The organism is Bradyrhizobium sp. USDA 4452 (assembly GCF_054063575.1).
In genome coordinates this window covers 6489978-6502370 of record NZ_JBSSGK010000001.1, presented here as the reverse complement: position 1 = coordinate 6502370, position 12393 = coordinate 6489978, and the positions used below count along the sequence as shown (strand labels likewise).

The following is a 12393-nucleotide window of genomic DNA, read 5'->3' as shown; positions in this document are numbered from 1 at the left end:
CGCATCGTCTGAAGATCACGGACTCCCTTATGCAACGCATCGCATGTTCCGAGCGCGACGATTGGCAGGCGACCGCCGAAAGCGCCGGCTTCACCTTCCACACCATCGACGGCGAACGTTACTGGGACGAGCGCGCCTATTACGGCTTCACGCTCGACGAGATCGAGCGCGATATCGAGGCGCCGACCGGCGAGATCGACGCGATGTGCCTCGAACTCGCCGGGCGTGCGGTCAAGGATGAACGCTATCTGCGCCGGCTGAAGATACCGGAAGCGTTTTGGGATATGATCGCGGCGAGTTGGCGCCGCAAGGAGCCGAGCCTCTACGGCCGGCTCGACCTCAAATTCAGCGGCAGCGGCCCAGCCAAGCTGCTCGAATACAATGCCGACACGCCGACGTCGATCTTCGAGGCCGCGGTGTTCCAATGGACCTGGCTCGAACAGGCAATCGAACGCAACATCATCCCGAAGCGCGCCGACCAGTTCAACTCGATCCACGAAGCGTTGATCGCGGCCTGGAAGACGATCGGCGCGACCCGCCCGCTGCATCTCACCGGACTGACCGGCAATTCCGAGGACGCCGGCACGCTCGCCTATCTCGAGGATACCGCGGCGCAGGCCGGGCTGAAGACGACGCTACTCGACATCGAACAGATCGGGCTGCGCAATGACGGCCAGTTCGTCGACCTCGACGAACGCCCGATCGCGCTCGCGTTCAAGCTCTATCCATGGGAGTGGATGTTCCACGACGCGTTCGGCAAGAACCTTTCGACGGCACCGACGCAATGGATCGAGCCGCCGTGGAAGGCGATCCTCTCCAACAAGGGCATCCTGCCGCTGTTGTGGGAAATGTTCCCAAATCATCCCAACCTGCTGCCGGCCTATTTCGAGGACGACCCGCAGGCCGCGCAGCTCGGCACCTCGTTCGTGCGCAAGCCGATCTATTCGCGTGAGGGCGCCAATGTCGAACTGGTCAGCGCCGGCATCACGCTGGTCGCGGAGCAAGGCCCCTACGGCGCCGAGGGCTTCATCCAGCAGGCGCTCGCGCCGCTGTCGAATTTCTCCGGGCAGTACCCGGTGGTCGGCAGCTGGCTGGTCGACCACACGCCCTGCGGGCTCTCGATCCGAGAGGACGAGAACCCGATCACCGGCAACACTTCGCGCTTCCTGCCGCACGCGATTTTGTAGCGGCGTTGACGCAAGCGCGCGTCTTCACCCCGTCATCCCGAGAAGATGGACTTTGCATCGCCGTCATTGCGAGGAGCGATAGCGACGAAGCAATCCATTTCTTCGCTCGCGGCGGAATGGATTGCTTCGCTTCGCTCGCAATGACACGGAGAAAGCGGACGCCGCCTCAGCGCATTCTGCTCAACGAGCAGCGGACGCGACCGCCTTCAGCACATGCGCGGCGCCGGCGCGCGCGACGGGCGCGGTGCTGGGCTGATAGAGCCCGCGGCGGTCCGGATAGGGCCTGAACAGATTGGTGATGCCGACCACGGATTCCGCCGCACCGAGCGCCAGCACGCCGTCGGGCTCGAGCATCCGGGAGATCTTGCCGAAGATCGATGCCTTGGTCTGCTGATCGAAATAGATCAGCACGTTGCGGCAGAAGATCACGTCGAAGGTGCCGAGATGCGAAATGTCCTGCAGCAGATTGAGCTGGCGGTGCTGCACCATGCCGCGGATATCGGCGTTGAGCTGCCAGAGCTCGCCCTGCTGCACGAAGTGCTTGACCAGCAGCTGGATCGGCAGCCCGCGCTGCACCTCGAACTGGCTGAACAGGCCGGCCTTGGACTTTTCCAGCACCGCCTGCGACAGGTCGGTGGCGATGATCTCGATGCGCCAGCCGGCGAACAGCGCGGTCATCTCCTTCAGCAGCATCGCGATCGAATACGGCTCCTGCCCGGTCGACGAGGCCGCGCACCAGACCCGCAAGCTGCGGCGCGCGGCACGAGCCTGCGCCAGCGCCGGCAGCACCGCTTCTTTCAGATGGTCGAACGGGATCTTGTCGCGAAAGAAGAAGGTCTCGTTGGTGGTCATCGCCTCGACCACCTCCGACGTCAGCATCTCGGCGCCGCCCTTTATCTTCTGGACGAGTTCGGGAATGCCGGCGAGGTTCGATCTGCGCGCCAGGGGCAACAGGCGGCTCTCGACGAGATATTGCTTGTCGGCCGACAGATCGAGACCGGAACGTTCCTTCAGCAGCTTACGCAGATACTCGTAGTCCAGCGGCGTCACGAACGGTCTCCCGCAAACACGCGAACGAGCTTCGGTGCGATCTGATTGAGCGGCAGCACGGCTGCGCAGATGCCGGCATGGACCGCGGCACCGGGCATGCCCCACACCACGCTGCTCGCTTCGTCCTGGGCGATCACGCTGCCGCCGGCGGCGACGATGTCCTTGCCGCCGCGCATGCCGTCGGAGCCCATGCCGGTCAGGATCACCGACATGATGCTGCCCTGCCAGACATCGATCGCGGAGGTGAACATCGGATCTACCGCGGGCTTGCAGAAATTGACCGGCGGCCCGTCATCGAGCGCGATCGTGGCATCGATGCCGTGGCGGACGATGCGCATATGGCGTCCGCCCGGCGCCAGATAGATCTGGCCCGGCTTGATGGTCTCGCCGTCGATCCCCTCATGCGCTGGCCGCTTGCTGGTGCGCGCCAGGTGCTCGGCAAGAATGGTGGTGAAGGTCGGCGGCATGTGCTGGGTGATCAGCACCGGCACGCGATCGATCACGGGGCCGATCTCTGCGACCAGCGACATCAGCGCCTGGGGGCCGCCGGTGGAGGAGCCGATCAGCAGCACCTTCGGCTGCAGCAGGCCGAACGAACGGCGCGCGACCTGGGCGGGTGCTGCGGCGGGGGCCAGCCCCGTGCGCGGCTTGTCATGTCCGGGCGCGAGCGGCGGGCTCGCCGTGGTGTGCACCGTGCTGCGCCGCGCCTTGGCGCCGAGATGACGGATCTTCTGGATCAGGTCGTGGCGGAAGGTTTCCGCGGCGGTGGCCTCGCGCGTGCTCTCAGGCTTCGGAATGTAATCGGACGCGCCGAGCGAGAGCGCCTTCAGGCTGATCTCCGCGTTGCGGCGGGTCAGCGTCGAGGCCATGATGATGACGAGGTCGCGCTTCTTGGCCAGGAGCTGCGGCAGCGCCGAGATGCCGTCGAGGTCGGGCATCTCGATATCGAGCACCGCAACGTCGGGGTTGAAGCGCTCGAGCTGGTTGACGGCATCGAGGCCGGTGCGCAGCGAGGCCACGACCTCCATGTCCGGCTCGGCGCCGATCCAGCGCGAGATCATCCCGCGGATGACCACGGAATCGTCAACGACCATCACCCGCACCTTGTCGGATCGGGTCGATGTCGGGACCACAGTACTTGTCAACGCAACACTCATGACTTCACCAGCGACGCAACACGACGCACAACAACCGTTGAGCCGAAGGCTTCTGCCGCCGGATCGAAGGTAGAATTTAGATTAGCCCGACCTCCTGGAACTTCGCGGTGACGATGTCCCGGTCGAACGGCTTCATGATGTATTCGTTGGCGCCGGCATGCAGCGCGCGTGCGATATGCGCGACATCGTTCTCTGTGGTGCAGAACACGACCTTGGGCTGATCGCCGCCGGGCATGCGGCGGAGATTGCCGAGAAACTCGTAGCCGTCCATCACAGGCATGTTCCAGTCGAGCAGCACGGCCTCGGGCATCGCGCGCTTGCAGGCTTCGAGCGCCTTGGCGCCGTCCTCGGCTTCGACGATCTGGAAATCGAGCCCTTCCAGGATACGGCGGGCGACCTTGCGGATGACGCTGGAGTCATCGACAACAAGACACGTTCTCATCTGCGACCTCTACTTCCTCATCCCCGGCGGGATGTTTCAGTTCTTCTGTTCTATCGGCCCGTCTCAGGCCGCCTTGGCATCAGGCACCAGTTCGAGCACGCGATCGATATCGAGGACGACCATGAGCTGGCCGTCGAGGCGGTGGACGCCGCCGGCGAGCTTGGCCATGCGGGGATCGAGGTTGACCGGGTTGTCCTCGCGGCCGTCGTCGGGCAGCCGCAACACCTCGCCGATCTGGTCGATCAAAAGGCCATAGGATTCGCCGCGCTGGTCGACGCCGACCGCCATCGGCAACTGGCCGTCGTCGGCCTTCGGCAGCCCGAGCCGGGCGCGCATGTCGACCACGGTGACGATGCGGCCGCGCAGATTGAGCACGCCGGCGATCTCGCTGGAGGCCAGCGGCACCCGCGTCAGCCGCTCCGGCATGAACACGTCCTGCACCCGCGAGATCGGCAGCCCGAACAGCTGCCCGCCGATCACGGCGGTGACGTATTCGGCCATCGCGCCCTCACTGGTCTCGGTCTTGCTGGTCATCGATTGGTTTCCTTGCATCCGCTCAGGCCGCCCGGCGCAGTTCGGCGGTCTGCTCTTTCAGCGCCGCGATCAGCCCGGGACGGTCGAACTTGGCGACATAGTCGTGGAAGCCGGCCTGCCGGCCGCGCTCGATCGCCGCCGGCGACACCATCGCCGACAGCGCGATGATCGGCAGCCCGACCAGGTTGTGGTCGCTTCGGATGTTCTCGGCGAACTCGAAGCCGTTCATCTCGGGCATCTCGATGTCGGTCAGCACGACGTCGAACGCCTGCCCCGAGCGCAGCGCCGCGAGCCCTTCCTGGGCATTCGGTGCGGTCCGCACCTTGTAGCCGGCGGCCTTCAGGACCGGCGCCAGCATGTTGCGGAAGAAGGCGCTGTCATCGACCAGCAGCACCGACTGCGCGCTAGCCGAGGGGCGCATCTCCTTGCGCGAGAACCAGTCGGCGAACGCCATCGGCAGGAAGTGGCCGACATCGATCACCTCGGTGGCCTGGCCCTTGATCACGGCCGAGCCCAGAATGCCGTCCTGGGAGCCTGCGACCTCGATGTTGAGCTTTTCCTCGACGATGTCGATGATCTCGTCGACCACGAGCCCCATCGAGCGGCCGTCGTCGGCGAACACCAGGATCGGCTGCGCCCCCTGGGTCTGCACCTCGACCCCGGCCATCTGCACCAGCGGCATCAGCTGCTCGCGGTACTGCACCATGTAGCGGCCGTTCGAGAGCTCGATCTTGTCGGTTGCGATCTCCTCCAGCCGGGTGACGAGGCCGAGCGGCACCGCCTTGGGCTGCGAGGAGCCCGCGCGGAACACCAGCAGCGAGGTCAGCTGCTCGCCGCTATTGGCATGTGCGCTGGCATTGTCGTCGGCCATGTCATGGGCCGAGGAGCCGGACGCGCCGAGCGCCTTGGCGATCCCGTTGGGATCGATGATCATGATCACGGCGCCATCGCCCAGAATGGTATTGCCGGAGAACATGTCGATGTGCCGCAGCTTGGTCGACATCGGCTTGACCACGATCTCCTCGGTGTGGAACACGCCGTCGACCACGATGCCGAAGGTCTGGCTGCCGACTTGCGTCACCACGATGAAGCCGTTCTCGGCATCGGCGGTCGACGCACCGTCGTCGATCTTGAGCAGCTTCTTCAGATGGATCAGCGGCAGCAGCTTGTTGCGCAGGCGCAGCACGGCGGTGTCCTTGATCCGCTCGATGCGGTGCTCGGAGTTGGCGCGGGCCCGCACCAGCTCGACCACGGACAATTGCGGAATCGCAAAACGGTCGCCGCCGGCTTCCACGATCAGGGCGGAGACGATCGCAAGCGTCAGCGGGATCTTGATGGTGACGGAAGCGCCCTCGCCGGCCACGCTCTTGATGTCGATGGTGCCGCCGATCTGGTCGATATTGGTGCGCACCACGTCCATGCCGACGCCGCGGCCGGACACCGAGGTGACTTGCGCCGCGGTCGAGAAGCCCGGCGCGAAGATGAACTTGTGGATCTGGGCCTCGGTCATCTTCTCGAGCTCGGCCTCGGTGACGAGACCGTTCTGAAGCGCCTTGGCCTTGATCCGCTCGGTGTTGAGCCCGCGGCCATTGTCGGCGATGCAGATGATGATGTGGCCGCCCTCGTGATAGGCGGACAGGCGGATGGTGCCCTGCTCTCCCTTGCCGGCGGCGAGACGCTCGGCGGTGGTCTCCAGGCCGTGATCGGCGGAGTTGCGCACCATGTGCGTCAACGGATCCTTGATCAGGTCGAGCACCTGGCGGTCGAGCTCGGTGTCGGCGCCGTGCATCTCGAGCTCGATCTGCTTGCCGAGTTCGCCGGAGAGGTCGCGGACGATGCGCGGCAGCTTCTGCCAGGCATTGCCGATCGGCTGCATCCGCGTCTTCATGACGCCTTCCTGCAGCTCGGCGGTGACATTGGAGAGCCGCTGCAGCGGCACCTTGAACTCGGTGTCCTCGTTGCGGCGGGAGATCTCCAGCAGCTGGTTGCGGGTCAGCACCAGCTCGGAGACCATGGTCATGAGGTGTTCGAGGGTGTCGACGTTGACCCGGATCGACTGGTTGGCGATCTTGTCGCCTTCCTGGACATCCTCGGTGGCGACCTTGCGGGCCGGCTTCCTGGCAGCCTCCGTCGGCTCGGCGGCGGGGGCAGCAGGCGCGGCGGCGACGGGCTTGGCGACCGGCGTCGGTGCTGCGACTTCGATCTCGGTCTCGCGGAAGGCGCGCTCGAGCTCGTCGAGCGAGACCTCGCCCGGACGTAAGGGACGCTCCAGCGTCTGCACCACCAGCGTGCCTTCGCTCATCGCGGCCTGCACCGGCGGCGCTTCGACCACAGGCACATCTTTTTCAGCAGCCGCCATCGCCGCCATGCCGTGCTCGACCATCGCCTCGAGCTGATCGATCAGGTCGCGGTCGTTGCCCTCGGGCTCGGCCTCGGTCGCCTCGAGCCCGCCGAGGATCTCCTTGATGCGGTCGATCGAGGACAGGATCAGCGTCACGGCTTCCGCCTTCACCGGCATGCCGTCGCGGAATTTGCCCATCAACGTCTCGCCGGCATGCGCCAGCGCTTCCAGCCGCGGCAGTCCGAGGAAGCCGCAGGTCCCCTTGATCGTGTGCACGAGCCGGAAAATGTTATCCAGGATCTTCGCGTTGTTCGGATCCTGCTCGAATTGCACCAGCTGGTTGTCGACCGTATCCAGGCTCTCGCTGCTCTCCGTCAGGAACTCGCGCAACAGATCGTCCATGAAACCAACCTTCGAAAAACGCCGAAAACGCTGCGGCGCGCGACATCGACGCGCCGGCCGGAACTCAGGTCAGCTTCTCCGCAAAGCGTTTAAGTTTGGTTGAGTAATTGGAAAAGAACGGGATCAACAAAGAGATAAGGCCGCACGATCGGATCGCGCGGCCGGTCGTAACCTTTGCTTAAGGATGTTGCCGCGGCCCCGTTCAGGACGCCGCGATGATGACCTTGTCGCCGTCGAGCGCGAGCGTCACTTTCAACCCGCAGGCATCAGCCAACAGGCGGGTGTAATGCGGCTGCACCGCATGCGCATCGACCGTGTTCGGCGAGCTTGCATTGAGCAGGTCGACGATGTTCTGCGGCACCCGCGCATTGAGGCCCGCGGCCAGGATGCGGAAGCTCATCGTCTCACCCTCACCGACCGGATCGATGGTGAGCGTGCCGCCGCGCGGAATGGTCTGCTGCGCGATGACCAGCATGTTCAGCAGCAGCTTGACGCGATTCTTGGGCAGCAGCAGCCGCGGCAAATTCCAGCTCAGCGTCACCTTGCCGTCCTCGATATGCCCCTTCGCCATGTTCTGGGCGTCGCCGAGGTCGATCTGCGCGCCGGAGGAACCCGCGGCACCGAACGCCAGCCGGCAGAACTGCAGCCGCGCCGACGCGGTCTTGGCGCTCTTGCGGATCAGGTCGAGCGCGAAGTCGCGGTCTTCGGGCTTGGGATTGTCGTCAAGGACCTCAAGCCCATTGACGATCGCGCCGACCGGACTGATGAGATCGTGACAGACCCGCGAGCACAGCAGCGCCGCGAGTTCGAGTGCATCGGGAGCGGGACCGGGAGACGAAGTGCCAGACATCAATTGTTTCCTGGAAAGCCGCACGCCGCGGGAGGAGTGCGAATCACGCATGCCTGTGGGCTTGATACACCGCGCAGACGGATGCTGCCAGCTTGCGGCGGGGCTGATAAGGGAACACAAACAGGATATGCGACCGCTGATATGAGACCCGCTCATGAATGAGGCAAGATCGCCCGCCCTTGGCTGCGAGGCCGCCGCGACGCTGCTCGAATCACTGACCAAGCTGGTGATCGAGGCCGGCCAGGCGATCCTTGCGGTCAATCGTTCCACGATGCATGTTGCCGGCAAGGGCGACGGGTCGCCGGTCACGGAGGCCGATCTGGCCGCCGACCAGATTATCGTCGAAGGGCTGGCAAGGCTTGCGCCGCGGATATCGCTGCTCTCGGAGGAGCGCGTCCATCTGGCGACGCCGCCCTACAAGGACAGCTTCTTCCTGATCGATCCGCTCGACGGCACCAAGGAGTTCGTCGCCGGCCGCAACGAGTTCACCGTCAATGTGGCGCTGGTCACACACGGCGTGCCGCTGCTCGGCATCATCGGTGCGCCCGCGCTGGGGCTGATCTGGCGCGGCATCGTCGGCAAGGGCGCCGAGCGATTGACATTGCGGGACGACGGCACCGTTTCGCAGGCGATGCCGATCAAGAGCCGTCCATGCCCGCCACGCGGCGCGCCCTGGACCGTTGCGGTCAGCCGCTCGCATGGCGATGCGCGCACCGAAGCCTTCATCGACGCACGCGGCGGCGCGGTGCGCGCCGTGCTGGGCTCGGCCGTCAAGTTCGGCCGCGTCGCCGAGGGCGAGGTCGATATCTATCCGCGCCTATCGCCGACGTCCGAATGGGATGTGGCGGCCGGTCACGCGGTCGTCGTTGCCGCCGGCGGCAAGGTGACCGATTCGAGCGGGCGCCCATTGCATTTTGGGCTCGGCCGCGAGGACTTTCTGGTGCCCGAATTCATTGCGTGGGGCGACCCGTCCGCAGCGGCGTGATTACTGCGCGAGACTTTCTTCCAGCTCCGGCCAGCGCGCCGCGGCTTCCTTCAGGAAGCGCGCGGGATCGGCGGCGAAGGCGTCGCGGCTGTGTTCACGATTGAACAGATAAAGCCTGTTCCCGACGACAGCCCAGAATCTCGGATTGCCGGCGCAGGTCACGCCCCGCACCAGGTCGGTCGGATCGTAGCCGCCGAACTGCGGACCATAGATTTCGGGATGCGCCACGAACGAGGCGCGGTTGCCTTCGTTGCGGAAACGCCAGACCACGCCGCTCTCGGCGGCCTCGTATTCCGGCCGCCCCTGGGTGGCGGCGGCATCGGTGAAGTAGGCGACGGGATCGAATCCCTCGATCGCCAATCCGGAGTAGCGGTTGGTCACCACACGCTCGGTCGTGGTGGCGTCGACAGGCAAAGGGAGCCAAACAGCCGTCAAAATGCCCGCCAACAGGCCGAAAAAGGCCATGCCGCGGCACGATCCATATCTTTCCTGCCGTTGTGCCGTCATAGTTGATACCGATAACATCCGAGTCGAGGGGACACTGGGCGCAACCTAGAGCCGTGCCTGTTGGCATCAGGTTAAAGGGCAACGCCCGGATTTCGATAGCAGGGGTTCTTAATGACTTTCGCATCACGCCTTGCCGCGGTCGCGTTTGCCGCGCTGATGTGCTGGAGCGCAGGGGCGTCCGCGCAGCAGCCCCCACCACCGCAATATCCACCGCCGCAGCGTGAGCAGACACCGTATACTTACGGGCCCGACGAGTTGGTCGGCGCCGGCCACAAGTTCTTCGGCAACGTCTCGCGCGGGCTCGCCTCGGTGATCGAGCGCGCGGTCAGCCAATGGGGCCTGCCCAACGGTTACGTGCTCGGCGAGGAAGGCTCCGGCGCTTTCGTGGCTGGGTTGCGCTATGGCGAAGGCACGCTCTACACCAAGAACGCCGGCGACCTCAGGGTCTACTGGCAAGGCCCCTCGGTCGGATTCGACTGGGGCGGCGACGGCGCCCGCACCATGACGCTGGTCTACAACCTGCCCTCGACGCAGGCGATCTATCAGCGCTTCGTCGGCATCGACGGCTCGGCCTATATCGTCGGCGGCTTCGGCATGACGGCACTGACCGCCAACAACATCGTGCTGGTCCCGATTCGCTCCGGCATCGGCCTGCGGCTCGGTGCCAGCGTCGGCTATCTCAAATACACCCCGCGCGCGACCTGGAACCCGTTCTAGGTCGCTGCGCCGATCGGGCGACTGTGCCGGGCGCTTCGGCGCGGTTAGCGATTCACCTTAACGCGGCAATCGGGCTGGCCTTTGGCCGGCCCGCCGTGGCATTGTGATTAACAAATTCCTTCTTTGCTTTGGAGTGACCCTTCATGATCGAGCCGATCATGTACGCGGCGATCGGTTTCCTGATCTCGATGCTCTGTGGCCTGATGATCGTTCCGCTGGTGCATAACCGGGCGGTGCGGCTGACCACGCGCCGCATGGAGGCGGCCACCCCGCTGTCGATGGCCGAGATCCAGGCCGACAAGGACCAGCTCCGCGCCGAATTTGCCATGTCGGCCCGCCGGCTCGAGATGAGCGTCGACCAGCTCAAGAGCAAGACCACGAGCCAGCTCGCCGAACTCGGCAAGAAGACCGATGCGATCAACCGCATGAAGATCGAGCTCGGCGAGAAGAACGCCGCGATCTTCGCTCTGGAGGCGCGCGAGAAGGCGATGAAGGAGCAGCTTCGCGCCACCGAGGAAGAGTTTTCCGCCAAGACCGAGCTGTTGCGCAACGCCGAGCAGGCGCTGACCGACAAGCAAAGCGAGCTCGGCAAGATCAACGCCGAGCTCAGCGACCGCTCGATGAAGGCGGACAGCCGTCAGGTCGAGCTGGTCGCGGTGCGGACCCAGGTCGAGGAGTTGAAGAACCGCGTCAGCGATGCCGCCAGGGAGTTCGCGGCGACCGAGGCCCGCCTCGCCCAGGAGCGCAACCAGTCGGAGACCGCAACGCGCGATCTCACGGACGCGCGCGGCCGGGTCGAGAATCTGAGCCAGCGGGTGACCGATCTCGACCGCCAGCTGATCGTTCAGGTCAAGGAAGCCGAGATGCTCGGCAACCGCGTCGTCGATCTCGAGACCCGGCTTGCGACCCAGGGCAAGCTGCTTGCAGAACGCGAATTCGAGAACAGCCAGCTCAAGCAGGCCAACGCCGCCGCCGAGCGGACGATGCAGGAGCTGCGCGAGGAGATCGCTGCGGCAAGCGGCGGCAAATCGTCCGTGCTCGAGAAGCTGCGCCAGGAGAAGGCGGCGGTCGAGGAGCAGCTGCGTGTCGCCCGCGACGATCGCGGCAAGCTGCAGCGCGACATCAACGCGATCCAGCAGCAGGCCGAGAGTTCCTGGGCGACCGAGCGGATGGAGAACGCGCTGCTGCGCGAGCGCATCAACGACATCGCCGCCGAGGTGGCCAAGCTCGCGATCCAGCTCGAAGGCCCCAATTCGGCGATCGAGGCGATGCTGGCGGCGGAGCCGACCGTGCCGGCCAAGGCGGCCGCCAACGGCGCCGCAAATGGCGTCCCGCCGGGCAGCGGGATGCCCGAAGGCGGCGGCACGCTCGCCGAGCGCATCCGGGCGCTGCAGTCACACGCCTCCCGCGCCCGCCAGCAAGGCGCTTAATTCCTGCAGGGTTTGGCTTGACACCCCTGCCCGGCACTTCGTAAATCGCACGCTCTGACGAAGCGCCCATTTTCGACCGGCCGGCAACGGCCCTTGGTATGTCAGATCCCGGACGCATAGCTCAGCGGGAGAGCGTTCCCTTCACACGGGAGAGGTCCAAGGTTCGATCCCTTGTGCGTCCACCATTTAGCTCCAGATTTCAAAGACTTAATAGATCGATTCCCTTAGCGTATGCCCCAGAAAAGTCGGGGCACAACGGGGGCACATCGCTTGCGGCACGGCTGGCAAAGAACCGCCTCCTGTCCCAGCCGCCGCAATTTCGAGGCCGATCAATGCGCTTGGCTGATCCCTTGGTCAGGCTGCATCTACGAGCCTGCCAGCAGCGTCTTCGGTGCTGTTGCTCAGGCGTCACGCGCGACGAACTGGGTTTTCGCGCGACAGGCGAACTGGCGCCGATGCGACGGGAGAGCCCGCCCGGCGCCCCCCGGCGTTCGAAGGATTCGATTCCACGGACGACAGGAAGCCGGAAACCGGGTGCGAGCGGTCCCGCCGGTGGTCCGGTTCCGGATCCGCTCCGATTTCCAATCCTTGGAATGCGGGTTCCCAGGATGGCTTCGCGCCGACGCCGAACCGAAGATTCCGGCCGGCCGACACGGCGCCCCCGACGCCCGGCGCGCCGGTCAGGAAGCGGCGCATGTGCGCCAAACAGCGTCTTCGCAAGGAGATCGTGAGGAAGGCAGGCGATCGTCGAAGCAGCCGAGAAATCTAGCAGAAAGGACGCTGACCACGAG

11 protein-coding genes and 1 tRNA gene are annotated in these 12393 nt (G+C 65.2%); 5 read left to right on the top strand and 7 right to left on the bottom strand.

All coding sequences use genetic code 11. The annotated features are described in order from the left end of the window. The first annotated feature begins 29 nt into the window (after positions 1-29). Positions 30-1187: a glutathionylspermidine synthase family protein gene (locus tag ACVISU_RS30430; protein ID WP_456709403.1), complete on the top strand. Its 1158-nt coding sequence runs from the start codon at positions 30-32 to the stop codon at positions 1185-1187. Between the two features lie 180 nt (positions 1188-1367). Here ACVISU_RS30430 and ACVISU_RS30425 read toward each other — a convergent pair whose 3' ends face one another. From ACVISU_RS30425 to chpT, 6 genes are all read right to left on the bottom strand, one after another. After that, positions 1368-2237: a CheR family methyltransferase gene (locus ACVISU_RS30425; RefSeq protein WP_456709402.1), complete on the bottom strand. Its 870-nt coding sequence runs from the start codon at positions 2235-2237 to the stop codon at positions 1368-1370. Continuing rightward, positions 2234-3394 carry a protein-glutamate methylesterase/protein-glutamine glutaminase gene (locus ACVISU_RS30420; RefSeq protein ID WP_050401134.1) on the bottom strand — a complete coding sequence of 387 codons (1161 nt, stop codon included), beginning with the start codon at positions 3392-3394 and terminating at the stop codon, positions 2234-2236. Before ACVISU_RS30420 ends, ACVISU_RS30425 begins: the two co-directional genes overlap by 4 nt. Before the next feature lie 76 nt (positions 3395-3470). After that, on the bottom strand, positions 3471-3836 hold the full coding sequence (locus ACVISU_RS30415) for a response regulator (protein WP_018273268.1): 366 nt from the start codon (positions 3834-3836) through the stop codon (positions 3471-3473). Positions 3837-3899: 63 nt separating this feature from the next. Beyond that, on the bottom strand, positions 3900-4370 hold the full coding sequence (locus tag ACVISU_RS30410; RefSeq protein WP_063695760.1) for a chemotaxis protein CheW: 471 nt from the start codon (positions 4368-4370) through the stop codon (positions 3900-3902). 22 nt (positions 4371-4392) lie between these two features. After that, positions 4393-7113, bottom strand: coding sequence for a chemotaxis protein CheW (locus ACVISU_RS30405; protein ID WP_050400306.1), 2721 nt, complete (start codon positions 7111-7113; stop codon positions 4393-4395). Between the two features lie 202 nt (positions 7114-7315). Further along, a complete protein-coding gene (chpT, locus tag ACVISU_RS30400) occupies positions 7316-7963 on the bottom strand; it encodes a histidine phosphotransferase ChpT (protein ID WP_456709401.1) in 648 nt (215 codons plus the stop codon). 154 nt (positions 7964-8117) lie between these two features. Here chpT and cysQ point away from each other — a divergent pair, with 154 nt between their 5' ends. Then, on the top strand, positions 8118-8948 hold the full coding sequence (gene cysQ, locus ACVISU_RS30395) for a 3'(2'),5'-bisphosphate nucleotidase CysQ (protein WP_456709400.1): 831 nt from the start codon (positions 8118-8120) through the stop codon (positions 8946-8948). Here the strand turns inward: cysQ and ACVISU_RS30390 are convergent, their stop codons facing one another. Then, on the bottom strand, positions 8949-9413 hold the full coding sequence (locus ACVISU_RS30390; protein ID WP_456709399.1) for a YHS domain-containing (seleno)protein: 465 nt from the start codon (positions 9411-9413) through the stop codon (positions 8949-8951). It abuts the gene before it with no gap. A gap of 153 nt (positions 9414-9566) precedes the next feature. On the opposite strand from ACVISU_RS30390, the gene ACVISU_RS30385 reads away from it, so the two are divergent. The 3 genes from ACVISU_RS30385 to ACVISU_RS30375 all read left to right on the top strand — a co-directional run bounded on the left by ACVISU_RS30385 (position 9567) and on the right by ACVISU_RS30375 (position 11787). Further along, positions 9567-10172, top strand: a complete 606-nt coding sequence (locus tag ACVISU_RS30385) for a DUF1134 domain-containing protein (protein ID WP_063695545.1) — start codon at positions 9567-9569, stop codon at positions 10170-10172. A 143-nt stretch (positions 10173-10315) separates the two neighbouring features. Further along, on the top strand, positions 10316-11602 hold the full coding sequence (locus ACVISU_RS30380) for a hypothetical protein (RefSeq protein WP_456709398.1): 1287 nt from the start codon (positions 10316-10318) through the stop codon (positions 11600-11602). 110 nt (positions 11603-11712) lie between these two features. Continuing rightward, positions 11713-11787, top strand: a tRNA-Val gene (locus ACVISU_RS30375). Positions 11788-12393: the final 606 nt, after the last annotated feature.

Excerpts from the sequence above, each read along its gene's own strand:
- ACVISU_RS30430 (WP_456709403.1), top strand. The coding sequence starts at position 30 with ATGCAACGCATCGCATGTTCCGAGCGCGACGATTGGCAGGCGACCGCC.
- ACVISU_RS30420 (WP_050401134.1), bottom strand. The coding sequence starts at position 3,394 with ATGAGTGTTGCGTTGACAAGTACTGTGGTCCCGACATCGACCCGATCC.
- ACVISU_RS30415 (WP_018273268.1), bottom strand. The coding sequence starts at position 3,836 with ATGAGAACGTGTCTTGTTGTCGATGACTCCAGCGTCATCCGCAAGGTC.
- ACVISU_RS30410 (WP_063695760.1), bottom strand. The coding sequence starts at position 4,370 with ATGACCAGCAAGACCGAGACCAGTGAGGGCGCGATGGCCGAATACGTC.
- ACVISU_RS30405 (WP_050400306.1), bottom strand. The coding sequence starts at position 7,113 with ATGGACGATCTGTTGCGCGAGTTCCTGACGGAGAGCAGCGAGAGCCTG.
- chpT (WP_456709401.1), bottom strand. The coding sequence starts at position 7,963 with ATGTCTGGCACTTCGTCTCCCGGTCCCGCTCCCGATGCACTCGAACTC.
- cysQ (WP_456709400.1), top strand. The coding sequence starts at position 8,118 with ATGAATGAGGCAAGATCGCCCGCCCTTGGCTGCGAGGCCGCCGCGACG.
- ACVISU_RS30390 (WP_456709399.1), bottom strand. The coding sequence starts at position 9,413 with ATGGCCTTTTTCGGCCTGTTGGCGGGCATTTTGACGGCTGTTTGGCTC.
- ACVISU_RS30385 (WP_063695545.1), top strand. The coding sequence starts at position 9,567 with ATGACTTTCGCATCACGCCTTGCCGCGGTCGCGTTTGCCGCGCTGATG.
- ACVISU_RS30380 (WP_456709398.1), top strand. The coding sequence starts at position 10,316 with ATGATCGAGCCGATCATGTACGCGGCGATCGGTTTCCTGATCTCGATG.